This is a genomic window from Mesorhizobium metallidurans STM 2683 (genome assembly GCF_000350085.1).
GTDB lineage: Bacteria > Pseudomonadota > Alphaproteobacteria > Rhizobiales > Rhizobiaceae > Mesorhizobium > Mesorhizobium metallidurans.
The window spans coordinates 1-25335 of record NZ_CAUM01000100.1 but is presented as its reverse complement, the minus strand read 5'-3'; the positions used below and the strand labels follow the sequence as shown (position 1 = coordinate 25335).

Annotated in this window: 24 protein-coding genes, 1 tRNA gene and 2 pseudogenes; 17 read left to right on the top strand and 10 right to left on the bottom strand. The window is 62.4% G+C overall.

Features of this window, described 5'->3' with window-relative positions; genetic code table 11:
- The first annotated feature begins 171 nt into the window (after positions 1 to 171).
- Entirely contained in the window at positions 172 to 837 is a 666-nt protein-coding gene (locus MESS2_RS16635; protein WP_008875550.1) for an outer membrane protein, read from the top strand.
- A gap of 41 nt (positions 838 to 878) precedes the next feature.
- Here the strand turns inward: MESS2_RS16635 and MESS2_RS16630 are convergent, their stop codons facing one another.
- Positions 879 to 1211 (bottom strand): hypothetical protein, encoded by a 333-nt coding sequence (locus MESS2_RS16630; RefSeq protein ID WP_008875549.1) that lies wholly within the window; start codon positions 1209 to 1211, stop codon positions 879 to 881.
- A 419-nt stretch (positions 1212 to 1630) separates the two neighbouring features.
- Here MESS2_RS16630 and MESS2_RS16625 point away from each other — a divergent pair.
- The 3 genes from MESS2_RS16625 (at position 1631) to MESS2_RS16615 (ending at position 2641) form a co-directional block, all read left to right on the top strand.
- A tRNA-Leu gene (locus MESS2_RS16625) sits at positions 1631 to 1716 on the top strand.
- A 320-nt stretch (positions 1717 to 2036) separates the two neighbouring features.
- The gene (locus tag MESS2_RS16620) at positions 2037 to 2291 is read left to right on the top strand and encodes a type II toxin-antitoxin system RelE/ParE family toxin (RefSeq protein WP_341872363.1); all 255 of its coding nucleotides are present in this window, start codon (positions 2037 to 2039) and stop codon (positions 2289 to 2291) included.
- Between the two features lie 26 nt (positions 2292 to 2317).
- On the top strand, positions 2318 to 2641 hold the full coding sequence (locus MESS2_RS16615; protein ID WP_040593305.1) for a helix-turn-helix domain-containing protein: 324 nt from the start codon (positions 2318 to 2320) through the stop codon (positions 2639 to 2641).
- Positions 2642 to 2711: 70 nt separating this feature from the next.
- On the opposite strand, the gene MESS2_RS16610 is transcribed toward MESS2_RS16615, so the two are convergent.
- The 3 genes from MESS2_RS16610 to MESS2_RS16600 form a co-directional block, all read right to left on the bottom strand.
- Positions 2712 to 2966 carry a hypothetical protein gene (locus MESS2_RS16610; RefSeq protein WP_008875546.1) on the bottom strand — a complete coding sequence of 85 codons (255 nt, stop codon included), beginning with the start codon at positions 2964 to 2966 and terminating at the stop codon, positions 2712 to 2714.
- A gap of 149 nt (positions 2967 to 3115) precedes the next feature.
- Positions 3116 to 4105: an ATP-grasp fold amidoligase family protein gene (locus MESS2_RS16605; protein ID WP_008875545.1), complete on the bottom strand. Its 990-nt coding sequence runs from the start codon at positions 4103 to 4105 to the stop codon at positions 3116 to 3118.
- A gap of 3 nt (positions 4106 to 4108) precedes the next feature.
- On the bottom strand, positions 4109 to 4687 hold the full coding sequence (locus MESS2_RS16600) for an NUDIX domain-containing protein (RefSeq protein ID WP_008875544.1): 579 nt from the start codon (positions 4685 to 4687) through the stop codon (positions 4109 to 4111).
- Between the two features lie 245 nt (positions 4688 to 4932).
- Between MESS2_RS16600 and MESS2_RS16595 the strand changes: the two genes are divergently transcribed.
- The 5 genes and pseudogenes from MESS2_RS16595 to MESS2_RS16580 form a co-directional block, all read left to right on the top strand.
- The gene (locus tag MESS2_RS16595) at positions 4933 to 6036 is read left to right on the top strand and encodes an NADH:flavin oxidoreductase/NADH oxidase (RefSeq protein WP_008875543.1); all 1104 of its coding nucleotides are present in this window, start codon (positions 4933 to 4935) and stop codon (positions 6034 to 6036) included.
- 201 nt (positions 6037 to 6237) lie between these two features.
- Complete coding sequence (locus MESS2_RS16590; protein ID WP_008875542.1) at positions 6238 to 6516, top strand: DUF982 domain-containing protein; 279 nt, start codon at positions 6238 to 6240, stop codon at positions 6514 to 6516.
- A 30-nt stretch (positions 6517 to 6546) separates the two neighbouring features.
- Entirely contained in the window at positions 6547 to 6786 is a 240-nt protein-coding gene (locus MESS2_RS16585; RefSeq protein WP_006333070.1) for a DUF2188 domain-containing protein, read from the top strand.
- 201 nt (positions 6787 to 6987) lie between these two features.
- Positions 6988 to 7281, top strand: a pseudogene (locus MESS2_RS31160) (ATP-binding cassette domain-containing protein); the annotation flags it as partial.
- Positions 7282 to 7283: 2 nt separating this feature from the next.
- A pseudogene (locus MESS2_RS16580) lies at positions 7284 to 7673 on the top strand (carbohydrate ABC transporter permease); the annotation flags it as partial.
- An 83-nt stretch (positions 7674 to 7756) separates the two neighbouring features.
- On the opposite strand, the gene MESS2_RS16575 reads toward MESS2_RS16580, so the two are convergent.
- On the bottom strand, positions 7757 to 7987 hold the full coding sequence (locus MESS2_RS16575; RefSeq protein ID WP_244440011.1) for a hypothetical protein: 231 nt from the start codon (positions 7985 to 7987) through the stop codon (positions 7757 to 7759).
- A 355-nt stretch (positions 7988 to 8342) separates the two neighbouring features.
- Between MESS2_RS16575 and MESS2_RS16570 the strand changes: the two genes are divergently transcribed.
- The 5 genes from MESS2_RS16570 (at position 8343) to MESS2_RS16550 (ending at position 15831) form a co-directional block, all read left to right on the top strand.
- Positions 8343 to 9086, top strand: a complete 744-nt coding sequence (locus MESS2_RS16570; protein WP_008875538.1) for a competence/damage-inducible protein A — start codon at positions 8343 to 8345, stop codon at positions 9084 to 9086.
- A 182-nt stretch (positions 9087 to 9268) separates the two neighbouring features.
- The gene (locus MESS2_RS16565; RefSeq protein WP_008875537.1) at positions 9269 to 10102 is read left to right on the top strand and encodes a universal stress protein; all 834 of its coding nucleotides are present in this window, start codon (positions 9269 to 9271) and stop codon (positions 10100 to 10102) included.
- A 115-nt stretch (positions 10103 to 10217) separates the two neighbouring features.
- Positions 10218 to 10718 (top strand): xanthine phosphoribosyltransferase, encoded by a 501-nt coding sequence (gpt, locus tag MESS2_RS16560; RefSeq protein ID WP_008875536.1) that lies wholly within the window; start codon positions 10218 to 10220, stop codon positions 10716 to 10718.
- A gap of 204 nt (positions 10719 to 10922) precedes the next feature.
- On the top strand, positions 10923 to 11411 hold the full coding sequence (locus tag MESS2_RS16555; protein ID WP_008875535.1) for an NUDIX hydrolase: 489 nt from the start codon (positions 10923 to 10925) through the stop codon (positions 11409 to 11411).
- Between the two features lie 625 nt (positions 11412 to 12036).
- The gene (locus tag MESS2_RS16550; protein ID WP_008875533.1) at positions 12037 to 15831 is read left to right on the top strand and encodes a vitamin B12-dependent ribonucleotide reductase; all 3795 of its coding nucleotides are present in this window, start codon (positions 12037 to 12039) and stop codon (positions 15829 to 15831) included.
- Between the two features lie 325 nt (positions 15832 to 16156).
- On the opposite strand, the gene MESS2_RS16545 is transcribed toward MESS2_RS16550, so the two are convergent.
- From MESS2_RS16545 to MESS2_RS16530, 4 genes are all read right to left on the bottom strand, one after another.
- Positions 16157 to 18355 (bottom strand): esterase-like activity of phytase family protein, encoded by a 2199-nt coding sequence (locus MESS2_RS16545; protein WP_008875531.1) that lies wholly within the window; start codon positions 18353 to 18355, stop codon positions 16157 to 16159.
- Between the two features lie 167 nt (positions 18356 to 18522).
- The gene (locus MESS2_RS16540; RefSeq protein ID WP_008875530.1) at positions 18523 to 19608 is read right to left on the bottom strand and encodes a glycoside hydrolase family 25 protein; all 1086 of its coding nucleotides are present in this window, start codon (positions 19606 to 19608) and stop codon (positions 18523 to 18525) included.
- 180 nt (positions 19609 to 19788) lie between these two features.
- Complete coding sequence (locus MESS2_RS16535) at positions 19789 to 20001, bottom strand: hypothetical protein (protein ID WP_008875529.1); 213 nt, start codon at positions 19999 to 20001, stop codon at positions 19789 to 19791.
- Between the two features lie 122 nt (positions 20002 to 20123).
- Complete coding sequence (locus MESS2_RS16530) at positions 20124 to 20522, bottom strand: GFA family protein (RefSeq protein WP_008875528.1); 399 nt, start codon at positions 20520 to 20522, stop codon at positions 20124 to 20126.
- 186 nt (positions 20523 to 20708) lie between these two features.
- On the opposite strand from MESS2_RS16530, the gene MESS2_RS16525 reads away from it, so the two are divergent.
- A complete protein-coding gene (locus MESS2_RS16525) occupies positions 20709 to 21737 on the top strand; it encodes an isopenicillin N synthase family dioxygenase (RefSeq protein ID WP_008875527.1) in 1029 nt (342 codons plus the stop codon).
- 55 nt (positions 21738 to 21792) lie between these two features.
- On the opposite strand, the gene MESS2_RS16520 is transcribed toward MESS2_RS16525, so the two are convergent.
- Positions 21793 to 22041 carry a ParB N-terminal domain-containing protein gene (locus MESS2_RS16520; RefSeq protein WP_008875526.1) on the bottom strand — a complete coding sequence of 83 codons (249 nt, stop codon included), beginning with the start codon at positions 22039 to 22041 and terminating at the stop codon, positions 21793 to 21795.
- 155 nt (positions 22042 to 22196) lie between these two features.
- Between MESS2_RS16520 and MESS2_RS16515 the strand changes: the two genes are divergently transcribed.
- Both MESS2_RS16515 and MESS2_RS16510 read left to right on the top strand, forming a co-directional pair.
- Entirely contained in the window at positions 22197 to 23837 is a 1641-nt protein-coding gene (locus tag MESS2_RS16515) for a N,N-dimethylformamidase beta subunit family domain-containing protein (protein WP_040593301.1), read from the top strand.
- A gap of 1 nt (position 23838) precedes the next feature.
- Positions 23839 to 25224 (top strand): aminotransferase family protein, encoded by a 1386-nt coding sequence (locus tag MESS2_RS16510; RefSeq protein WP_008875524.1) that lies wholly within the window; start codon positions 23839 to 23841, stop codon positions 25222 to 25224.
- The last annotated feature ends 111 nt before the right edge of the window (positions 25225 to 25335 follow it).

The following is a 25335-nucleotide window of genomic DNA, read 5'->3' as shown; positions in this document are numbered from 1 at the left end:
CCACGGCGGCCGAAAAATTCCAAATGCGATTCCCCTGGCTCTCCGCCAGCCTTTTTTTCAGGCGCGAACAAGGCGCCGGTATCCGCTCCCGCGGAAATCCGATTCCGTTTTGCGGCAAATCACGCTACGTTCAATTGAAGGATTGTTCTGGATCGACGTTCGGGGAGTTCGATGCGTCGCCTAACGCTCGCAAGTGCCGGGTTTCTGATCACTCTGGCCGGACCGGCCGTCGCCGCCGAACCGATGACCGACGTACCGATGACCGCACCCGGCTTCGACTGGACGGGCTATTATGCGGGTCTGCAGGCCGGATATGGCTGGGGCAGCTCCGACATAAGGGGAACGGAAGGCGAGCCATTTTCTGCCGCGCCGGACCTCGACGGCGGCTTCATCGTCGGCCATGTCGCCGGCCTCTGGCAATTCGATCAGGCGGTGATCGGCGCTTTGGCCGAGCTCAACTATTCCGCAATCGACGGCAGCGGCGAGGCAGAGCCGGGAAGTTCATTCGGCACCGACATCAAGTGGTTCGGATCCGTCAACGCCAAGGCCGGCTACGCCATGGACCGCGTGCTGGTGTACGGCATTGGCGGCGTCGCCTTTGCCGGCATCGAAACGTCACAAAACGCCGGCACGGCTTTTGCTAAGACGGAAACGACTGCCGGCTGGACGATCGGCGCCGGCGTCGACTTTGCCCTGACCGACAAGTTCGTCGTCGGCGCCCAGTACCGTTACTACGATTTCGGCAAGGAGCATTACGATGCCCCGGACGATTTTCTCAACCGCGACCAGGACGTCAAGCTGCATACGGTGGGCGTGAACTTGAACTACAAGTTCTGATCATTCCCCTCGCGATGCCTCTTGATCGCAGGGACCACAAGCTAGTGTAGTGTCGGCGCGTGGCCGGGACGGAAACCCTTCAACGCCGCGGCTATGCCACTCATCAAAACACGGTCGGGAAGGACGAGCATGTTCAGCGTGTCGTGATCTTCGTCCGCGACGCCGCAGATCGGCAGGACCTTATAGTCGCCTTCGAAGGGCAAACCGTCACCATTGGCGTAGAAATCGACCTTCGGGAAGCATCCCTTCAGGAACGTCTCGACCGCGCGCAAGGCGGCTTGGGAGCGGAACTCCTTACCAGACGGCGCCAGGACGACGAAGCTGTTGACTTCGGCGCTGGCGAACGACGTGGAGAGATCGAAGGTGGAATGCATGAGACTTACCCGATTGGAGCCCTCATTCTTTTCGGCGCGGGGCGAGAGTCAATCGTCATGCAACAAGATATCCACAACACAAAAAGCCCGCGCCTCCAGAAGAGGCGCGGGCAGATTTAGCCCCCTGCCCGATTTACAGCACTTAAAAAGCGCGCCAGCGGGGGACAGCCAGCGAGCTAGGCCTGTTAGGATCGGTAGGGACCGGCCTCAAATATACGCCTCCTCCAGGCCCCGACACATCAGCCGAACAGGTGAAAGAGGCCTTCTCTTGAACCAATTCCTGGTAGCGCGCACGGAAGGGCAAGGGCCAGCCGAGAGGCCACCGGCCCATGAAAGACGGGGCTTTTTTGCACAACACTTTTCCGGGCTTGCACGACAGCAATTGACGAAATCGCCTAAGTAGTTGAAACGAAAGGCCTGCGGACGTGGCGGAATTGGTAGACGCAAGGGACTTAAAATCCCTCGATCTCTGATCGTACGGGTTCGATTCCCGTCGTCCGCACCAGTATGGAGTCACCTGCTACAGCGCCAGGTCGCATTCGAACCCAAAATCCGCCGTACTGGCTAAACCCTCGGATATTCAGAACTTGTAGCTGAGTTTAGGGAGGCCGCAGCTTGACGTCTTGATCACGGTCGCTTTGGGTCCGATAAGGCGAGCAGCACCACTTGGCGCTTGCAAATTATACCCAAAAAGGTATATCCCTCTGATGAGTCCGGCCCCATATCCTTACGGCGAAAAGCCGCTGCACTGGGTGGGGTCGTCCAAGCGCGACTTCCTCGCTTTTCCAGATCCGGTGAAAAGCGACATGGGGGTACGCGCTCGGGCTGGCTCAGCTGGGCAGCAAGCACCCGCACGCCAAGCCATGGAAGGGCGAAGGTGCCGGGGTGTTCGAGGTGGTGGAAAGCCACGACGGCGACACCTACCGGGCGGTGTACACCGTGCGCTTCGAGGGTGTGGTGTATGTGCTCCATGCCTTCCAGAAGAAAAGCCCGTCCGGCAAGCGGACCGCCACGACCGATGTTGACCTCATCGGTGAGCGGTTGAAGCGGGCTCGGGGAGACTACGAGACAAACCCATGAGGCCGGACGAGCGGCAGGAGACGGATATGACGATCGATATAGAACACGGCACGGGTAATGTCTTCGCTGATCTGGGGCTACCCGATGCTGTCGACCGGCAAACCAAGACGCGCCTCGCTCTCGCCCTCAACGAGATCGTCAAAGCGCGCAAACTGCGCCAAGTGGCGACAGCGAAGCTGCTCGGCATCCCGCAATCCAAAGTGTCAGCTCTGGTAAATTATCGCCTCGACGGCTTCTCCGTCGAACGGCTCATGGGTTTTCTTACGCGGCTGAACCGCGACATCGAAATCGTTATTCGACCGAGCCGCGATGATCGAGAAGGGCAGGTTTCGGTGCATGCCTTGCGATAAACGGACGTCGTTTCTCTATGGCAAAGACTGGCGTTTGTCGCTGCAAGGCCTCTCCCCAGAGCCAGCGCGCTTACTTGATGTAAACGAGCACGTAACGGTTGTTGTAGGGCTGGTAATATTTCGTACCGCATTTCCAGACGACGATCCCGCCGCTGTAGGTGGTCTTCTCGCATCCCTTGGGCAGAGTGTTGATATAAATGGTGGTCCTCTGGATCACGACTGTCTTTGCTTCCGCCGCGCCGACGAAGCCGTTGCCGGCCACAGACGAGAGCGCGAGCATGCCGCAAACGGCGACTGCGCGGGCGGACGAACTGCGGTTGATCATGGACTTTCCCCTTTTTCTTTTTTCTTTTCCCCTGCTGCCGCGACGTCAGCCTATCAGCAATGCGCAGGGGTCTCAACGGACCTGAAATCAGTCCCTCTGACGGTTCGATTTCCGTCGTCCGCACCAACGACACCGGCCGTCGTTCGCGGTCAGATGTGGCCGGCAGCGGCAAGTGCTGCCCTGTGCCAGCGTGCAAACTGGCCCGGCGGACGGCTCAGATAGCGAGACGCGGCAATGTCCCAGCGCGCGCCCAGCTCACGATCAAAGGCCGGCGGATCGAACTGCTGCAGGCCGCTGCGGGGATAGATCGTGAATTCTCCAAAAACTGGCTCGCCTGCGTCTTCGTAGAAATCGACCCGTATCATGTCGAATTCGCCACCCAGCGCTTCGGCCGCCTCGACCATGCGCGAAAAGCTTTCCGGCCTGGCAATTTCCAGCGTCGCGTCGATGCCGCCCTGGGCAACCGCCAGCCGCCGCCAGTCGCGATCAAAAAGCGCCGTTTTGCGGATACTCGAGCGGAAGGCGGTGACCACGACAAGAGCAACGCGGCCGGCGACCACATTGAACTTGTAGTCGATGGGCTGATAGGCCTGGTCCTTGCCGATCAGCGCCTCGACGAAGACCTTGCGCCTGATGTGTGCGTAGCCGCGTTCCAGCTTGCGGTCGCCATAGGTCTCGCCGAGATGCCGGCTCATGTCGGCAATAATTGCGCCGCTGTCGGCCTGAGCGGGATCCACAACGACGGCATTCATGGCGCAGCCGTGATTGCATTTGACGATGTAGGGGACTTTCAATCCGCTGAAGGGAATGTCGCGCGGATTGTCGCCTTGCCACAGCACCACCGGGACATCCAGCCAGGGAAGCCGATTCCTGACGAGTTCCTTGGCTTTCAGCTTGTCGAGCACGACCGCAAAACGCGGGTCGTCATCGAAAATCTTGCGCCAATGTATCTTCTCCGTGAAGGTCGTCGGGGCAGCGAAGTTCGGCAGATGCCGCATCCTTTCGAAGAAGCGCTGGGTCAGGCGCCGGTAACGGACCAGCAGCGCAACATTCAAGACCAGGAGAAACGCCTTCGCGCCAACGCGTTTCAGCCGGCCCGGCTGCTGGCGCGCTCCCTTGCGGTGTCCAGGCCCATGCATGGATCAAGCCCTGATCGGGTTCAGCTTCAGGTGCTGGATCAGGATGATCGTCTTGGCATCGACGATGCGGCCAGCGGCGATGCCGGCCAGAGCTTCGTCGAGCGGCATCTCCAGCACTTCGATGTCCTCGCCTTCGTCCGGCGCTCCGCCACCGGCCGAGATGCGGTCGGCGGGCGAATAGCGCGCGATGAAGAACCAAAGCCGTTCGGTCACGCTGCCGGGGCTCATGTAGGGTGCAAACAGCCGTTCCACGTCCTGCATCCGGTAGCCGAGCTCCTCCTCGGCCTCCTTGCGAATACAGGTTTCCGGATCGTTTTCATCGAGCAGTCCGGCGCAAGCCTCGATCAATGGCTCGCGGTGGCCGGTGACATAGGCCGGGTAGCGGAACTGCCGCACCAGAAGCACCGTCGAACGCTCCGGGTCATATGGCAGGATCACCGCGCCGTCGCCACGATCGTAGGTTTGGCGGATCTGCGTCTCCCACTGCCCGTCGCGCCGGCGATAGTCGAGGATGGTCTTTTTCAGGACCGCCCAGTCGTCGGAGAGAATTTCCTCCGAACGGATGCGAATGCGATCTTCCATGAATGGACTCCTGCTGCCGGCGCGAGGACTACGGCGCCGCGCGTCCTTTCGGACGCTCAAAGGATGCTGCGGCGGATTTTCGGTCCTGCGTTAGCCTCGAACCGGTTTTTGCGCAATCCTGACAGCGATTGGCCTGATAGCGATCGGCCTGACAGCGATTGGTCCAGAGCACGTTTCACCACCTCGTGTCTGGCGCAGGCGCAATCCATTGCCTAAATAGCCTCAACCTCCCGGAGCTCATTTTGATGACCACATCTCTTTTCCAGCCGATCACGCTTGATGGCCTTACCTTCCCGAACCGCATAGCGGTGGCGCCGATGTGCCAATATTCCGCTGATGACGGTTCGGCCACTGACTGGCACCTGCATCACTGGATGAACCTGGCCATGTCCGGCGCCGGCATGGTCACGGTCGAGATGACCGATGTCGAGCGGCGCGGCCGCATCTCGCATGGCTGCCTTGGTCTTTATTCCGACGACAACGAGGCTGCCGCCCGGCGCACGCTGGATGCCGCCAGGCGCGTCGCCGCCCCCGGCACGAAATTCGGCACCCAGCTTGCCCATGCCGGCCGCAAGGCTTCCAACCAGAAACCGTGGGAAGGCGGCGGACCGCTGAAGCCGGATCAGGACCCGTGGCCGATCGTGTCTGCCTCGGCAATTGCCTACGACACGGGCTGGCAAGTGCCGCGGGCGCTGGAAGACGACGAGATCCTGCAAATCATCGAACGCTTCGCCGAGGCGGCCAGGCGCGCCGAACGCGCCGGCTTCGACTTCATCGAACTGCACGCCGCGCATGGCTATCTGATCTTCCAGTTCCTGTCGCCGCTTTCCAACCAGCGCACCGACCGCTGGGGCGGCTCGCTGGAAAACCGCATGCGCTTTGCCGTCGAGATTGCCAAGGCGGTGAGAAAGGCCGTCCCGAAGCTGATGCTCGGCGCCCGCCTGTCGGTCAAGGAATGGGTCGATGGCGGTTTCGACGTCGAGGACGCGATCGAGGTGGCCAGAGCGCTGAAGGCGGCGGGTGTGGCTTATCTCTGCTGCTCGAGCGGCGGCAATTCACCCTTGCAGAAGCTGCCGACAGGTCCGGGCTACCAGGTGCATCTGGCGGAAGCGGTGCGCAAGGGCGCCGGCATCCCGACGCGAGCCGTCGGCCTGATAGACGATCCCAGGCAGGCCGAGGCGATCGTCGCCGACGGCCGCGCCGACATGGTGGCGCTGGCCCGTGCCTTCCTCGCCGATCCGCGCTGGGCGTGGCGCGCCGCGGCGACCTTCGGCGAGAAAATCCACCCGGCGCCGCAGCTTGCCCGCTCGGTGACGACGATGCAGCACTGGATGAAGGCAGCGGGCTGAGGGATGCGTTTCCGATGACCGTGGCCCAGGGCAATCGTTTCAGCAAAAGCCAGCGCTCGACCGGCCAATCGTCAACGTCTGCGCCGCCCCTCAGGGTGATGAGGGGCAGCGCAGACCTCAAGCGATTGCCCTGAACCGCAGCCCTTGAGACCTTTACGCCGCGGGCGTTGCAACCAAATCGGCCGCACAGCGTTGGCGGCGATGGTGGACAACAAGCCGTTTGAAAAGCCTGTCGTGGTCGAACTTGGTCATGTCGGCAAATATCGCGAGATCAGCAGCACCCGGGAAGCGGCCGAGTGTCTGATGACGACCTGGCCGCTCAATCGCGGCCCTCGGCATCGTGATGCCCTCGACACTTGCCTCAAAGTGCTGGAAGGTTATCGTTCGACCGCAGACGCGCGTCGGGCACTGATCGAAGCGGCGAAGGAATCGGACGTACTGGTTCCCGACGAGAGATTGCCCGACGGCAGGCTGCATTGAGCAGATGAGGCTTTTCAACCGGAGGACTTCATGGCCAAGCTGACTTACAAGATCGTCGAGCATGATGGGGGCTGGGCCTACAAGGTCGGCTCGACATTCTCCGAGACGTTCCCCAACCATCAGGACGCGCTGCGCGCCGCCGAGATCGCCTCGGCCGAGCAGCAGGTCGCCGGCACCACCGACGGTATCCAATACGAGGACGCAGACGGCAAATGGCACGACGAACTGGCTGACGGCCGTGACCGGCCGCAAACGGAAGTTTCCGATTAGGCCGGTGTCGTCCATGATCGCCGGCGTCGTCCACGATCAGTGAAGACGAAGAAAAAGGCTTGCCGCGCGGCCACTTTACAGGCCAGTTTGGTAGTGCCACCGTTTTGCCGCGTGACCAGGGGGGAGCTGGGGAGTTATCGCGAGCCAGACGGGGGAAGGTTTCCTTCGACGATGTCGTGAGGACCAATCGGGAGGAGATCGATGGCGTCTGTCGCGATTGGCGATGTCTATAAATCGTTTGGAACAGTCGAGGTTCTCCACGGCGTCAGTGTGGATATTGACGATGGCGAATTCGTCACGCTGGTCGGGCCGTCGGGTTGCGGAAAATCAACCCTTCTCAGGATGATCGCCGGCCTGGAAAAGATCTCGCGCGGCGAGATCGCGATTGGCGAGCGCGTCGTCAACAACGTTGCGCCAAAGGAACGCGACGTCGCCATGGTCTTCCAGAACTACGCGCTCTATCCGCACATGACGGTTGCCGAGAATATGGCGTTCCCTTCCTAGTCCCGTTCTGCACGTGGCTCTTGATGGGCTACTTCCGTTCCATCCCGTTCGAGCTGGAAGAATGCGCGCTGATCGACGGGGCAAGCCGGTGGCAGATACTCAGCAAGATCGTGCTGCCGCTGTCGGTACCCGGCCTGATTTCCGCCGGTATATTCGCATTCACCCTGTCATGGAACGAGTTCATCTATGCCCTGACGTTCATCCAGTCGTCGGAAAAAAAGACCGTACCGGTCGGGGTGCTCACGGAGCTTGTCCGCTCCGACGTCTACGAATGGGGCGCGCTTATGGCGGGGGCGCTGATCGGGTCGCTGCCGGTCGTTGTGCTTTATTCGTTCTTTGTCGAGCACTACGTTTCCTCGATGACCGGCGCAGTCAAGGAGTAGCCGACTCTCGGTCGAGCTTTTGCCAACCGTGGGGAATTTCCCCGGCCGCCCGGATGCACGGTGCGGGCACCCTGCCGGCCGGCTCATAATGCAGCCTGATTACTTGCGCAGTATTGATCGTTGACTTTCAGGTCGGCATTGGCGTCGGGTCCTGCCGTATTCGAAGCGCAGGGCCCGACCGGCCCAGGATTGCCGCGGCTGTTGAGTCCTGAAGTGTCGCCATTGATGCTGCCGGTGGTGTTCGGATCAACGGTCTGTTCATTGCTGGAGACCGGGCGGTGGCGGATGTGGTGGGCGCCCGACGATTGCGCCATTGCCGATGTGGCAGGCCAATCGTGAGGACCGAGGCTGCGAGAATTTTCGTAAGCATAAAGATTACTCCCATGGAGTTCAGATATCGGGAGATTCCAGATATCGTCGACTTTGGTTCGACGAAGGAAAACCCCATTGGCAGGTTTCGGGTTCGATGAAAAAATCGTGAAGACGCGCCGGTTTCGACACCTTTTTGTGACCGATGCGTGAAGGCGCCACGGATGCCTTGGCAGCGGACAATACGTGCTAGATCGGTCGTTTGGTGGCATTGCCGCCGGCCGCAGGCCGCGCTATCTCAGGCGACCCTGTCTGCCCCAGGCTACCCTGCCCAAGACAACCCGCCTGCCGGAGCCTCTCATGCCTGAAATCGTCACCGCCGCCATGCTCGTCATCGGCGACGAGATTCTGTCCGGCCGCACCAAGGACAGGAATATCGGCCACCTCGCCGACATCATGACGGCGATCGGCATCGACCTGAAGGAAGTACGCATCGTACCCGACGAGGAAGATGAGATCGTCGCCGCGGTGAATGCCGTGCGTGTCCGCTACACCTATGTCTTCACGACCGGCGGCATCGGGCCGACGCATGACGACATCACGGCGGATTCGATTGCCAAGGCCTTCGGCGTGCCATGCGAATACGACGCCAAAGCCTGTGCCATGCTGGAAGCGAGCTATGCCGCGCGCGGCATCGAATACACCGAGGCGCGCAAGCGCATGGCGCGCATGCCGCGGGGCGCCGATCATATCGACAATCCGGTATCCGCGGCGCCGGGCTTCCGCATCGGCAACGTCCATGTCATGGCCGGCGTGCCGGCGATTTTCCAGGCCATGCTCGACAATGTCGTGCCGACGCTGAAGGCCGGCACGAAAATGCTGTCGGCCACAGTGCATTGTCCGTTCGGCGAAGGCCTGATCGGCGGACCGCTGGCCGACATCCAGAAAGCCCATCCGGATACGATCATCGGCTCCTATCCGAAGTATGGCGATGGCAAGTTCTGGACGGAGTTGGTCGTTCGCGCCCGCAGCCAGGAGGCATTGGACGCCGCCCGCGCCGATGTCGAGGCGATGGTCGCAGGCTTTGCCAGCACAGCCAGTTGATCCAGCGCGTCGCGTTTGAGCGGAACCATGCGACGCGCTTTAAGTTCTTGTTTTCATGCATGTCGTTGTCGCAAAACCGCTGCGCACTTTTGCGCGACAAGTATTGATCCAGATCGGAACCAAGCATGGTGCTATAACGTTTCCCGCAGGCCAGTTCCAATCGCCGTAAATGAGGGATTACCATGCGATTCAAGACCATCGTTGCAATACTGCAGAACGAGCAGGACGCGGAACGCGTGCTCGACTGCGCCATTCCGCTCTCAGCCAAGTTCCAGAGCCATCTCATCGGCATTCATGCCGAAGCGCTTCCCGTCCCCTACACATCGGCCACCGGCTTTCCGGACACGGAGTTCCTGCAGGTTTCTGCCGACATGAACCGGGAGCGCGCCGACAAGCTGCAGGCGCTGTTTCTCAAGCGCATCGAGGATTCGGGTCTGTCGTTCGAATGGCGCAGTCTCGAAAGTTTTTCAGGCGACAGTGCGTTGACCGGGATTTCCAGCGTGCGGACCGCCGATCTGGTCGTTGCCGCGCAACGCGAGTCGGGCGGCGATGCGAGCGCCGATGTCGATACGCTGGTCTACGACGCCGGACGGCCGGTGCTGGTCGTACCGCATTCAGGCCCGCTCGTCACCAGCTTCAAGCATGTGCTTCTGGCCTGGAACGGCAGCAAGGAAGCCGCACGCGCCGCCTTCGACGCCTTGCCCTTCATCATCGAAGCCGAGAAGACGGATATCGTGGTCATCGATCCGCCGGACACGCTTGACGAAAACCCGGAAGCGGCCGGCGCCGAAATCGCCGCTGCCCTGTCCAGGCACGGCGCCACCGTCAGCGTCTCGGTGCTGCAGTCGGGCGGCACCTCGGTCGATGACGTCATCCAGACCAGGATTGCCGAAACCGGCGCCGACCTGCTCGTGCTCGGCGCCTACAGCCACTCCTGGCTGCGCCAGCTTCTGTTCGGCGGCGTCACGCGCACAGTGCTGCGCACGGTGCAGGTGGCCGCCTTCCTGTCGCGATAAGTCCACAGGCAGGCTTGCCGCCGCCCTTGCCAAGGCCAAGGCTTTCCAGTTAATGCCGCGCGCATTCCCTCAAGTGTCTGCGCGCGATTTCGCGCGCTGCGGAGTGCGCGAAAAAATGTCCCTTCCCGAAAAGGCCTTTCCTGTCTCCTGGGATCAGTTCCACCGCGACGCCCGCGCGCTCGCCTGGCGGCTCGCCGGCGCCAACAAAGGCCAATGGAAAGCGATCGTCTGCATCACGCGCGGCGGCCTGGTTCCGGCCGCCATCATCTCGCGCGAACTCGGCATCCGGGTCATCGAGACGGTCTGCGTCGCCTCCTATCACGACTACACCAGCCAAGGGCAGTTGCAGGTGCTGAAGGAGGTCACGCCGGCGCTGCTCGCCGATGACGGCGCAGGCGTGCTGATCATCGACGACCTCACCGACACCGGCAAGACGGCGGGCATTGTGCGCGCCATGATGCCCAAGGCGCATTTCGCCACCGTCTACGCCAAGCCGAAAGGCAGGCCGCTGGTCGACACCTTTGTCACCGAAGTCAGCCAGGATACCTGGATCTATTTTCCCTGGGACATGGGCTTCACCTACCAGAAGCCGATCGCCGACGACCACGCCGGCTGATTTACGCAAAGCTGTTCATTCCAATCGGCCGGAAAAGGGAGCGCTTACTTCGCGAGATGGCGCAACGCGGGCATTGTTGGATGAATTTGTGCTTATTGTCGTATTTTAGCCAATTCATGTGAAGTTTTTTACTCTTGTTGCCTATATTGATTGTAGAATTCGTAAGGCGACGAATGATTCTGGAGGCCGGGGCAAGCTTCTCTTATGTTGACGAGACCAGCGACGCATAACCACCTGGCTACACGGGTCCGGCGGCTTTTTGGCACGGCGCCGTGCCGCCTGCAGGTAGCAGCGCTGCCTTGGCGCGATACCGGACACGGCATCGAGATCATGCTGATCACCAGCCGCGACACCGGTCGCTGGGTGCTGCCCAAGGGCTGGCCCGAAGCCAAGGAGCCGCTTTGCGAGGCCGCGGCACGCGAGGCCGGTGAAGAGGCCGGGTTGCGCGGCACAATCTCCCACATCGAGGCCGGCCGCTACTTCTATGCCAAGGCACTGGCCTCCGGCGAGGAAGTGCCTTGCGAAGTCCTGGTATTCCCGCTGCAGGTCGACAAGATCGCCGACCGGTGGAAGGAAAAACGCGCGCGCACCCGCAAATGGGTCACCTCCGCCGAGGCCGTGCACATGGTCAACGAGCCGGACCTTTGCGAGATAATCGCTGATTTCTGCGCCAACCCGCGCAGATTCTCCTAAGCGGGACAGCGTTTCGCAGGCCGAAGCCGCAGCGCCTTTACAAGGGCAAATCACAATCCTCGGTGGCCCTTTCTATCCCCGTTATCCACATGTGCGACACACAAGATGTTGGGGTCACAAAAGCTACGCAAACGAATCCTTGACGGCGCAAAACGAGTCGCCTTTTATAGGCCATGCGTTCCTGTTGAGAGCGCGACCGGAAAGTTCTGAGCCCGGTCTTTTTCCCGGATTTTGTGCGTTTTGCCCGCATTTCCGCCCGTTTACGAGGCTGGCGGAAGCGTTGGGGTCGGTGGGGCTTGGGGAGACGAAAGGGAGAAATGTCGGACTGGAATAAATTGTCTGTTAACACTATATTTAGTGTTTGCAGGTAGGTTCGACGCTAGATAGTGTGGACTTCCCCTCGATTGAGGGAGTCGAAAAAAGTTTCAGTTTTGAGGGACCCACAGGGTTCGCCGGCGCGTTGGATCAGATACTTCGCAAGGAGTTTGACCAGCAGGGCGGCGGAGGCTGTGAAGAAGGAGCCGGCCGTTTTCGAACGCCGGCAGACGGCGGACATGCGCGTTTCGCATTGGGGGCAGAAATCCCCGGGGAAAAGCGCTATATATAGACAAAAGGAATAGGGCCAATGCGCATCGAGCGTCGTTTCACCAAGCAGGGTCAAGCTGGTCAAGAGGGGGCGGCTTACGCGGAGATCGAATTCCGAAAGGCGCTTTCGGAGATCAAGAATCCGGATGGCTCGGTGGTGTTCCGTCTCGACAATATCGATGTGCCGGCCCAGTTCAGCCAGGTCGCCGCCGACATCCTGGCGCAGAAGTATTTCCGCAAGGCCGGCGTACCCGCTCGCCTGAAAAAGGTCGAGGAGAACGACGTTCCCTCCTTCCTGTGGCGCTCCGTCGCCGACGAGGCGGAAATGGCCAAGCTGCCCGAGGCCGAGCGCTATGGTTCCGAGATCGACGCCCGCCAGGTCTTCGACCGACTTGCCGGCACCTGGACCTATTGGGGCTGGAAAGGCGGCTACTTCAAGTCGGAGGAAGACGCGCGCGCCTTCCGCGACGAGCTTGCCTATATGCTGGCCACCCAGCGCGTCGCGCCGAACTCGCCGCAATGGTTCAACACCGGCCTGCACTGGGCCTATGGCATCGACGGCCCCAGCCAGGGCCACTTCTATGTCGACCCGTTCACCGGCAAGCTGACCAAGTCGAAGTCTTCCTACGAGCATCCGCAGCCGCATGCCTGCTTCATCCAGGGCGTGCAGGACGATCTCGTCAACGAAGGCGGCATCATGGACCTGTGGGTGCGCGAGGCGCGCCTGTTCAAATACGGCTCCGGCACCGGCTCCAACTTCTCGTTCCTGCGCGGCGAAGGCGAAAAACTGTCCGGCGGCGGCCGTTCGTCCGGCCTGATGAGCTTCCTGAAGATCGGCGACCGCGCGGCGGGCGCCATCAAATCGGGCGGCACGACGCGCCGCGCGGCGAAAATGGTCATTGTCGACGCCGACCACCCCGATATCGAGGAGTTCATCGACTGGAAGGTCAATGAGGAGCAGAAGGTCGCCTCGCTGGTCACCGGCTCCAAGATCGTCAAGAAGCATCTCGAAGCGATCATGAAGGCCTGCATCAACTGCGAAGGCCATGACGACGACTGCTTCGATCCGGCGATCAACACCGCGCTGAAGCGCGAGATCAAGCTGGCCAAGAAGGATGCGGTGCCGGAGAATTACATCTACCGGGTCATCCAGTTCGCCAAGCAGGGCTACACCTCGATGTCGTTCAAGACCTACGACACCGACTGGGATTCCGATGCCTATCTCACCGTTTCCGGCCAGAATTCCAACAATTCGGTGTCGCTGAAGGACAATTTCCTGCGCGCCGTCGAGACTGACGCCGACTGGCACCTCACCGCCCGCAAGGACGGCAAGGTGCTGAAGACGCTGAAGGCCAGGGATCTCTGGGAAAAGATCGGCTATGCCGCCTGGGCTTCCGCCGACCCCGGCCTGCATTTCAACACGACGATGAACGACTGGCACACCTGCGCTTCGGCGGGTGCGATCCGGGCCTCCAACCCGTGCTCGGAATACATGTTCCTCGACGACACGGCCTGCAACCTCGCCTCGATCAATCTGCTGCCCTACCGCAATGCCGACGGCACCATCGATATCGCCGCCTATGAACACACGGTGCGGCTGTGGACCATGGTGCTGGAAATCTCTGTCATGATGGCGCAGTTCCCGTCGAAGGAGATCGCCAAGCTTTCCTACGAATACCGCACGCTCGGCCTCGGCTACGCCAATATTGGCGGCCTGCTGATGACCTCGGGCATTCCTTATGACTCGGACGAGGGCCGCGCCATCTGCGCCGCGCTCACCGCAATCATGACGGGTACGGCCTATGCCACTTCGGCCGAGATGGCTGCCGAGCTTGGCGCCTTCCCCGACTATGACCGCAACGCCCAGAACATGCTGCGCGTCATGCGCAACCATCGTCGTGCTGCCTATGGCGACAAGGACGGCTACGAGAAGCTGGCCGTCAACCCGGTGCCGCTGGTCGCTTCCGACCTCAAGCAGCAGGCCCTTGCCGACCATGCCAAGGCAGCCTGGGACCGCGCCATCGAGCTTGGCGAGGAGCATGGCTACCGCAATGCGCAGGCAACCGTGATCGCGCCGACCGGCACGATCGGCCTGGTCATGGATTGCGACACCACCGGCATCGAGCCCGACTTCGCGCTGGTGAAGTTCAAGAAGCTGGCCGGCGGCGGCTATTTCAAGATCATCAACCGTGCCGTGCCGGAAGCCCTGCGCACGCTGGGCTATTCCGAAAACCAGATCGCCGAGATCGAGGCCTATGCGGTCGGCCACGGCAATCTCAACCAGGCGCCCGGCATCAACCCAGGTTCTCTCAAGGCGAAGGGCTTCACCGACGACAAGATCGCCGCGCTCAACGCCGCCTTGAAGTCGGCCTTCGACATCAAGTTCGTCTTCAACCAGTGGACGCTGGGCGCCGACTGGGTGAAGGAGAATTTTGGCTTCACCGACGAGCAACTCAACGATTTCTCGTTCGAGATCCTGCCGGCGCTTGGCTTCTCCAGGAAGGACATCGAGGCCGCCAACATCCATGTCTGCGGCGCCATGACGCTGGAAGGTGCGCCCTTCCTCAAGGCCGAGCATCTCGCGGTGTTCGACTGCGCCAGCCCGTGCGGCAAGATCGGCAAGCGCTCACTGTCGATCAACAGCCACATCATGATGATGGCGGCGGCGCAGCCCTTCATCTCCGGCGCCATCTCCAAGACCATCAACATGCCCAACGACGCGACGGTGGAAGACGCCAAGGGCGCCTACATGCTGTCGTGGAAGCTGGCGCTGAAGGCCAACGCGCTCTATCGCGACGGCTCGAAGCTGTCGCAGCCGCTCAATGCCTCGCTGCTCGCCGATGGCGAGGAGGACGAGGACGACGCGGTCGAGCAGTTGATCGCAGCACCGGCCGCGGCGCGCGCGGCGCAGATCACCGAACGGATCGTCGAGCGCATCATCGAGCGCGTCTCGCGCGAGCAGGAAAAGCTGCCCGGCCGCCGCAAGGGCTACACGCAGAAGGCCAAGATCGGCGGCAACACCATCTTCCTGCGCACCGGCGAATATGACGATGGCCGTCTCGGCGAGATCTTTATCGACATGAACAAGGAGGGCGCGACCTTGCGCGGCCTTCTCAACAACTTCGCCATCGCCATCTCGCTCGGCCTGCAATATGGCGTGCCGCTCGACGAATATGTGCACGCCTTCACCTTCACCAAATTCGAGCCGGCCGGCATGGTGCAGGGCAACGACGCCATCAAGAGCGCGACGTCGATCCTCGACTACGTGTTCCGCGAGCTCGCCATCTCCTATCTCGGCCGTAACGACCTCGCCCATGTCGACCAGTCGGACTTCTCCAACACGGCACTCGGACGCGGCATCAGCGAAGGCAAGACCGACGCCGTCTCCAAGGGCCTGACCCGCGGCTCGCCGGTGAAGCTGGTGTCGCGCGCCAACGATCCGAAGGGCTTTGCCGGTTCGGCTCCCGCAGGCGCCCGTTCGGCGCCGACGGCGTTCTCCGGCTCCAACGTGCTGGCGCTGAAGCCGGCCAGTGACGAAGCCACCGCTTTCAAGCGCGACTATGAAGAGCGGGCAAGGGAGCTGATCGAGGACATCGCCTTCGAGGAGGCGGTGGGTGCGGCGTCCGATGCCGCGGACGCCACGTCGGCGCTATTCACCGACGCGGCGGCGAACGAAGCGGCCGAGGCAAAGAAACTCGCCGCCGACCGCCGCGCCAAATCCCTGCTCCAAGGCTACACCGGCAACTCTTGCTCCGAGTGCCAGAATTTTACCATGGTGCGGAACGGGACGTGTGAGAAGTGCGATACTTGTGGGGCTACGAGCGGGTGTAGCTGAGAAACTAGCACCGATGTGAATCCGCTCTCAGCACAAGAAATATGCGACCGGTGCGACGGTCCCTGAAGTGGAAACCGAAATTCGCGACGCAATATGCTTTCATATCGAAGGCTTGCGTGCCGATGGGCTGGATGGGCCCAAAGGTGTCAGCCTGGCGGAATAAAAGCGCGCGCTCCCTTCTCCCCCTTGTGGGAGAAGGTGGCCGAGCGAAGCTCGGTCGGATGAGGGGTGTTCCAGCCTGGCGCCGACAGCACTCCGTCCAACACCCCTCTTCCGTCTCGGCGCTGCGCGCTTCTCCCACAAGGGGGAGAAGGGAAGAACGGCCTCAATTCACGGCGCTGATGTTGCCCAAGCGTAAAAACAGCGTTTCGCCGGAGGAATCGTCGACGCCGTCATTGTCGGTGGCGACGAAGATGTCGCCGTTCTTGTCGAGGGTGAAGCCTTCGATCTTGTCGACGACGTAGCCGTTGGTGGCTGATTTCAGGTCGCCGATGATGTCGCGCACCAGCGTCTTTTGGACCACCGGCAGCTCGCCACCAAGCTTGGCCGGTTTGAAACCGTCGAGCGGCACCGAGTAGACGCGCTTCACCTTGGCCTGGTCGCCGATCAGATTGTCGCGTTCGAGGATGTAGAGCTTGCCGTCATGCGCGGTGATCTCCGACAGGCCTACCCAGCCGGATTCGGTCGCTTCGAGCGGATAGCGCACCGCCGACCATTCCTTGGCCTTCGGCTTGTAGGCCAAGAGCTTGACCTGACCCTTCGGATCGTCGGCCCATTCGCGCTGCACGGCCATCACCAGCGTCAGGTCGTCGCCCTCGCCGATGGTGGTGATGCCTTCGAGGCCGAAGCGGGTCTGGTGGGCGAGCAATTCCATCGGCAAGCCGATTTCCTGCTTGATCTCGCCCTTGTCGTTGACGCGCAGGATGGCGTGCGGCACGAGCTTTGCCGGATCGCCTTCATTGGCGAGCCAAAAGCCGCCTTCACCGTCGGCGACAATGCCTTCGATGTCGAGCTTCTGGGCGGGCTGGCCGTCACGCTTGACGATGGTCTTGCCGGTGATCAGCGCCGGGGTCTGCGTGGCATCGATCTCGAAGATCGAGGGCGCGTTGGCGTAGAATGAGTCCGAAACCGTGAAGAGCTTGCCGGCTGTGTCGCCGGCCGTGAGCGCCGAAAGCGCGCCCCAGCCGAGCGGCGTGCCTTCCGCCGTGAGCTTTGCCATGATCATCGGGTATGTGGCGGGGCCCTCGGAGCGTTCGTAGATCATGACGTGCGAGCGGGCGAGCCCGTCCTTGACCAGGTCGGTCTCGTTGGCGGTGACCAGGAGATTGCGCGACGGGATCGCGACCAGGCCTTCCGGGCCGATGCCGGATGGCAGGATCTGGACAAACTGAGGCTCCGCGCCCGTGTCCTTGTAGACGCCGACGGCGGAGCCACGCTCCGAAGCGACGAAAATCAGCTTGTCTTGCCCGAAGATGCCGGTCTCGATACCTTCAGCCTCGATGCCCTTCTTGTTGCGGGCTTCAGGATAGTGGCCGGCATTGGCGACCTGATACTCGAAGGACGGGCCGGATTCGTAGAGAACCTCGCCTTTCTTGCTGAAGATCGTGAAGCCGCGCGAGCCGCCCTTGTAGTCGCCTTCGTTGGCGACGGCGAGACGGTCATTGTCGAGCCATTTCACGGAATCAGGTTCGCGCGCGACGTTTTCCATTTTGCCGTCGAAGGAGAAGGCGCCGTTCTTCTTTGTGTCGATCTTGTCCAGCGTGACGGAGCCGGCGGAGAAGTGCGTGACGATCGCGCCGGTTTCGGCGTTGACGATGGCGATGTGATTGTTTTCCTGCAGCGTGACCGCGATCTCGCCGGCCTCGTTGAAGGCGACGAATTCCGGCTCCGGATCTTCCGCCGCGACTTCGGCGATGCCCGCCAGGTTGACGGTCTTCATCGTCGCGCAATCGGGCTGGCCTTTTGCAAGCGTGAAAATCTTGAGATCGCCCGCCGGCATCTGCGGCATTTCTCCGTCGTTCACCTCCTCGTCGCGCTCGTTCTCTATGGCGATGGCCAGGAACTTGCCGTCCTTGCTCAGCGCCAGCGAGTCCGGCTGGCCGCCGAGGTCGCAGGTGCTTTCGATCGCCTTGGAGGCGAGGTCGATGACGGTGAGGTTGCCCGAAGGCTTGGCCTTGCTCTCCGACGTGTTGACACCGGCCAAAACCTTGCCGCCGATGACCACGACCGAGGTCGGCTCGCCGTCGATCTTGACGATGCCGCCCGCCTTGGGCGCCTTGGGATCGGCGATGTCGATGAAGCCGACCGCGCCGAGCGGGCTGTCGGAATAGACCAGCGTCATGCCGTCTTCGCTGGCCGCGATGATCTCGGACGAGGTCGGCGTGGTCTTCTCGATGTCCGCCGGCAGGTTTCCGGCGACTGCGAAGCTCGCGACCCGGTTGAACATCATGTCGGCATGGGCCGGCGGCGAAACGGAGGCAGCAAGCGCTGCCGTCAGGGCGAAAAGCGCGGAATGGCGGGGCACGGGTGGCGTCTCCTCTTTGAATTGAAGCCACCTGCTTTGGGGGAGCGACATTTCATAGCGATGACGGTTCCATGACAATTCCGCGACAGGTGTCAGGTCTGTCGATATTCACGTCATGCCGGCCTTCAAATGGCGGCTTTTGCTGCCGCCACTGGCGCCACTAACGCTCAATCCGCGTCGGCCACCATCTGCCGGCTGCCACCCGCCCATGCCCGCCAGGCCCTCTCATCGCCACGGAAGACGTTGAGGTCGATGCGGCCTCTCACGCCGTGCGACAGGCCGGAGCCGGAATATTGCCAGAACAACCATTTGCGGCCGGGATAGACCTTTGACGGGTGCTGCGCCACGGCGCGCAGCCAGAATGGGTAATCAGGGAAGGCGCCGCGCAGATTGTCGCGGTAGAAGTCGGGCGCGGTGTAGATGATGGGCCGCAGGCCGTAGTGGCGTTCGAGCTTGTCCATGAACACCTGCATCTTCTCCAGCACCATTGCGCGCGACGGCCGCCGCTTGCAGGAGGAGTCGCCGTTCCACTCGACGTCGATCACCGGCGGCAAGGCACCCTCGACCTTCGGCACATTGCGGATGAACCAGTCGGCCTGTTCGCCGGCGGTGCGGCACCAATAGAAGAAATGATAGGCGCCGCGCTTCAGGCCGGCGGCATCGGCATTGCGCCAGTTGGTTTTGAACATCGGATCGAGATGGTCGCCGCCATCGGTCGCCTTGATATAGGCGAAGTTGGCGCCCTGGGCGCGCAGCTTGTCCCAGTTGACGTTGCCCTGCCAGCGCGAGACGTCGACGCCGTGGACGGCAAGGTGCCTGGGCGAGGATCTGCCGAAATTGATCGGCTTGGCATCGCGGAAACCATAGCGGGTGACCGGCGAGGCCAGCATGGCGGGCGCGGCGCGCGACAGGCGTTTCGGCGGCGACATCAGGGCAGCCGGCTCGACCGGTGGATCAACGCTGTCCGGCAATTCGGGCGTCGCGAACGCCACGGTTTCTTCCTCCGCCAGGCCAAAGGGCCGATCGCTCTCGGCAAGGGCTCCGGATTTCGAGGGGACTTCGGATTTCATCGGCGCGAGGCCGGCGGTCGGCACTGCAACAGCCGGCACGGGGGCGACCGGCGCGCTTGGCCGCACCACCGAGCTTGTCGTCTCGTTCGACGGCATTTGCAAGGCGTCGACGCCCGCCGTCGACGAACAGCCGGCGAGCCAAAGCGATGCGAGCGAAAAAATGACGACGCCTGGTAACCGCATCTGGACCTGTACGCAAAACACAACAGACCGAAGGCAAGCACACGCCGCCGGACAAACCAGTCCAGAGTACTAACGAGAAATTACCAACAAAGATTGAATCAAATTTTTACGACGTTTTTTTGCCCTGCCGGGCGGAGCAGGGGCGAAGCGACATCGCGGAGAGCTGAAATGACGAAAGCCTCACCGGCACAACCACAGCTTCTGGCAGGTCCTGGCCACCATATGTGCCGGCGGCACAAGCGGCTCGGCGGCAGGCGGTTCCCCGGCCACCCGGTCACGGACGCGTTCGAGCAATATGCGTACCTGTTCCGGTCGCACACGGTCACGCTCCATCACGAGCTGGACCATCGGATCGCTCAAGAGTTCGTCCAGCGTGTTGATTCTGTCGTCCATCGATCGCCTCCTCGACTGCCGGCCCGCAGGCGATAGATAGGCAGGCAATGATGGCCCGCCAATGACGCTTTGCCGGCTATCTCGTGGTTCTGGATTAATTTTTTGTGCAGTGAGGGAGACGATCAAGCGGGCGGAGGCGCCCCTTCATATTGCGGCAGGCCGTCATCTAGCCGCACCCAGGGCTGCTTCGAGGCGGTCCAAATATGCATCTCTGGCTTGAAGACGGAAGGATCATCGAGCGAGCCTGTGGTGATGCCAATGATGCCGGCGCTATCGCGCCGGGAAAACATCGTCGTGCCGCAGGCCGCGCAGAAGCCTCGCTTGAGATCTGGCGAGGAATTCACCGTCGCCACCGGCCCGTCGACCGTCACGTCATCGATGCGGAACAGCACGCGCGCGTTGAACGCCGCGCCGATCGCCTTCTGGCAAAGCCCGCAGTGGCAGACGCGCTCGTTGATCGGCGCAGCCTCGGCGCGATAACGCACCGCGCCGCACAGGCATCCGCCCTGATATCCCGCCATCGCCCGGATCCGTTGCTGGGGAAACTGGCGGCAAGGTAGCGGCGGGAATGGGCGGGTCAATTGAAAAGCCCTGATGGCTCCATCTATCGCAGTGATGCAGCGCGATCCGTTTGGCCCAACAACACGGGATTGACAGGACGCCGGCCATTGCGCCTGCTTGACGAGCGGCAGATTGGGAGAGACGCCATGGACATCGAAACCATCGGGATTGCGGATCTGTTCGGACCGCCTTCGCCCGCCCGCGATCGCACCGACGCTGGGATTCTGGCCGCCGCCTCGGGCATCGGTTTCATGGCGATCGAGGATTTTCCCGGCGATGCATGGCTGACGCCCGACAAGCGAGCGGAGCTACTGCGTATCTTCACCCTGCCCGATGCCGAGAAGCAGAAATTGCTGCGCTGGAATTTCGACCGGACGAAAAAGAATGTCTATCGCGGCTGGTTCCCGCTGCAGCCCACCGCCGTGTCCTACAAGGAAGGCATCGACATGGGCCCGGACCTTGCGCAGGGGCAGGCTGACGGCGATTCTCAATCGGACGATCCCTTGCGCGAGCCGACGCCCCTGCCCGCCGAGGAAACATTGCCCGGCTGGCGCGAGGCGGCCGCGAGCTACTACCGGGCTATGGAAGCAGCGGGCAACGCGCTGATGCGCTCGATTGCGCGCGGGCTCGGCCTACCGGAAACGATCTTCGACGCCGACTTCCACGGCGGCATCTCGACGTTGCGGCTGATCCGCTATCCCTTGCGCGATACCAATGCCGGCATCGATACCAGCGGGCCGGAGTTTTCTGTGGTCCACAAGGGCGAGACGCGCAGCATCATCGGACGCGAACATGCCGATTCCGGTTTCGTCACGCTGCTGGCGCAGGACGGCGTCGAGGGATTGCAGGCGAAAAACCTGGCGGGCGAATGGATCGACGTGCCGCCGGCCAACGGCACTCTGGCGGTCAATTTCGGGCAGTTGCTGGAGCGCTGGACGGGTGGCCGCGTCAGGGCGACCAGGCACCGGGTGATTGCGCCGAAAACGGCGCGCTATTCGATCCCCTTCTTCTACGAGCCACGCGTCGACGCCGAGATCGCGCCGCTGCCGCTTGCCGGCGCCGAACCCTTCGAGCCTTTTCTCTATGGCGACTATCTCTGGGACTCAGCGACGAATTTCGTCGAGATGGCAGGGATCAAACATCTGAGAGAGCCGCGCCGCGCCAAGGCGTCATAGACTGCCGACCGCTCCATGTTAGGGACAGGCGGTTGCGGGCGGACGGCCGGTCGCCTCAGTGGCGCTTGGCCTGAACGAGGTAGGCGTCGATCTCGGTCTCGCCGAGCCACTTCGCCGCTTCCAGGCGGTGCAGGCCCTCAACAAGGATATGGCGCTTGCCGTCATGGCGGACCTGGATCGGCGTCTTCATGCCGTTTTCCAGAATGTCCTCGGCCAGATGCCGGACGGTCTCGGGATGCAGCGTCTTCTTGCGCGCGGTCGGCACGTAGATGTCGTCGACCTTGACCTTTTGCACTCGCAGCATGACGACTCCCGCGGCAACATTGCCGCTCCTCCCTGAGATAGTCGGTTTGACGAAATCGGCCAAGGGCGCCACCGACGAAATGCTGGCCCGATCGTTTCCAATTGACGCCCGGCCGGTGGATGGCCGAAATGGCGGCCTGTCATTTTGCGGTGTTCATGACCCATCTGCCGACCGAATTTCCCGATTTCGGACTGACGCCTGAGCAGCGCCGGCAAGCGGTGCGCAGCCACTACTGGGAGTGGCCGGGGATGGATGGCGAGCGCGGCGAGATCTGGTGTTACACAGACCGCTTCTCATACCGCGCGGGAGAGACGGTGGCGCTGCATGTCAGCTCGACGGCCCCAATCTTTGGCATCACCATTATTCGTGACGGCGGCAGTGAGACCAAGGTGTACGAGAAAGCCGGCATCGCGGCACGCTGGCAGGACACGCCGGACCAGTGCTCTGTCGAGGGCTGCGGCTGGGAAGCATCATTCGAATTCCGCATCGGCGACGACTGGCCGTCCGGCGCCTATCGCGTCACGCTTGAAGCCGGTGGCGGCGATGGTCAACCAATCCGCTGCCATCACCTTTTCATCGTCTCCCCGCAGCCCGGCCAAAAACCCGGCCGTGTGCTCCAGGTCGCGGCGACAGGCACATGGCTCGCCTACAACAGCTGGGGCGGTTCCAACCATTATGAGGGCATCACCGGCGCGAATCGCGACCAGTATGCGCGCACGGTGTCGACGCAGCGGCCATGGTGTCGCGGCTTCGTCGTGCTGCCCAAGGGCGCGCCGCGCGTGCCGCTGGAGGTCGCGGTGCCGCCCAAGACCGTGCCGCGCTATCCGCATATGGAATGGGCCTTCGCCACCGGACATTCGAAGAAATATGCCTCCTCCGGCTGGGCGAGCTATGACAGCCATTTCTTCCGCTTCGCCGAGCGCTCAGGCTATGCCGTGGATCTCGCCAGCCAGCATGAATTGCATTTTGTCCCCGAGATCCTCGATGGCTACGACTGCGTCGTCTTCGTCGGCCATGACGAATACTGGACCTGGGAAATGCGCGACGCGGTCGACGCCTATGTGACACGCGGTGGCCATGCGGCGCGCTTTGCCGGCAATTTCATGTGGCAGACCAGGCTGGAGGACGGGGGCCGCCGCCAGGTCTGCTACAAATACCGCGCCCGCGCCGAAGACCCGGCCTATCGCGGCGGCGACGTCACCCGCGCCACCAATTCCTGGGAAGCCCCGGAGATCGGCCGGCCGGGTTCGTCAACCTTCGGGCTCAATGCGACCAGGGGCGTCTATGCCGGCTGGGGCGGCTGCGCGCCGCGCGGCGTGCGCGGCTTCCCGGTCTACCGGCCGGAGCACTGGGCCTTCGCCGGCACCGGCATCTATTATGGCGACCTGCTCGGCGCCGACAGCCATGTCTATGGCTACGAGGTCGACGGGCTCGATTTCGAAATTCGCGGCGGCCTGCCCTATCCGACAGCCACAAGCGGCGCGCCCGACGGGCTTCAGGTGCTTGCCGTCGGCATGGCTGCCCAAGTCGAGGAAAGCGCCGACATCCCGCTCAAGGACCAGTTCCTCGGCGACGAGGACGGCCGCTTCACGGCAGAAACGCTGTTCGGCGAAGCGAGCGACGCCAATCTCGACAAGGTCAAGCGCGGCAACGGCATGATCGTCAATTTCGCGCGCGGCAAGGGCGAGGTTTTCCACGCCGGAAGCTGCGAATGGGTCGCCGGCCTGCTAAGGCAGGATGCGATGGTCGAGCGCGTGACGAAAAATGTTCTCGACCGCTATCTCGGAAAGACCTGACATGCCGAAATCCCAGTCCCAGACCTCTGCGCCAGATATCGCGGCCCGGTCGCCGTCGCATTTATTCTATCTGTCCAGCCTGCGCCGGCCTCTGATCGACCGCGCCGAGGGCATCTATATCTGGACGCAGGATGGCCGCCGCTTCATCGACGGGTCGAGCGGGCCGATGGTCGCCAATATCGGCCATTCCAACCGCAATGTGCTCGACGCCATGAAGCGGCAGATGGATCGTGCCACCTTTGCCTATCGCCTGCATTTCGAGAACGAGCCGGCCGAGGAGCTGGCGCGGCAACTGGCCGCCAAACTTCCGGAGGGCATGGACCGGATCTTCTTCGTCTCGGGCGGCTCGGAGGCGACGGAATCCTGCATAAAGCTGGCCCGGCAATGGGCTGTTGCCACCGGCCAGCCAAAGCGCTGGAAGGTGATCACACGCTTTCCGTCCTATCATGGTGGAACGCTAGGTTCGCTCGCCATCACCGGCGACGATGCGCTGGCCGAAACCTTCGCGCCGATGATGCAGGTGATGCCGACCGTGCCGGCGCCAACTGCCTGGCGCGACCGCGACAATCTTACGATGGAACAGCGCGGCATCCGTTACGCCGACATGCTGGAGGAAAAAATCCTCTCCGAGGGGCCGGAAAGCGTGCTCGCTTTCATCATGGAGCCGGTCGGCGGCGCGGCGACCGCCGCCCTGGTGGCGCCCGACAGCTACTATCCGCGAATCCGCGAGATCTGCGACCGCTACGGCATCCTGCTCATCCATGACGAGGTCATGAGCGGTGCCGGCCGCACCGGCAAATTCCTTGGCGGCGACCACTGGAACAGCAAGCCGGATATCGTCGCGCTGTCCAAGGGGCTGGGTTCGGGCTATGCGCCGCTCGGCGCGCTGGCCGCACCGATGCGGCTGGTCGAACCGCTGCTCGCCTCCGGCGGCTTCCAGCATGGCCACACCTATGCCGGCAATCCGCTGGCCTGTGCCGCAGGTCTTGCCGTGCTCGGCGAGATGGACCGCCTCGACCTGATCGCCAATGCGGCCGAGATGGGCAACCTGCTGCTGGGCGAGCTGAACGGCCTGGCCAAGCGCTTCCCCTTCATCGCCGACGTGCGCGGCAAGGGCCTGCTTCTGGGCGCCGAGATGGTCGCCGATCCTGATACGATTCGCCCGATCCCGCCCGCGAAGAGGGCGACCCAGCGTCTGCTCGATCTCGCCTATGAGCGCGGCCTGATCATCTATGGCAGGCGGGTCAAGGGCGGCGTCGACGGCGACAATTTCATGGTCGCCCCGCCGATGATCGTCTCCGCCGAGCAGATCGGCGAGATCGTCGCCATCATCGGCGACTCGCTGCAGGTGCTGGCCACCGAGTTCGACCTGCCGGTCGAGGGTTGAGGCTGACATGGCGATCGGTCGCACCCCCCTCTGGCCTGCCGGCCATCTCCCCCTCAAGGGGCCGGCAATCGCATATGGCGCTCCCCCACTCCGTCTCGGCTTCGCCGAGCC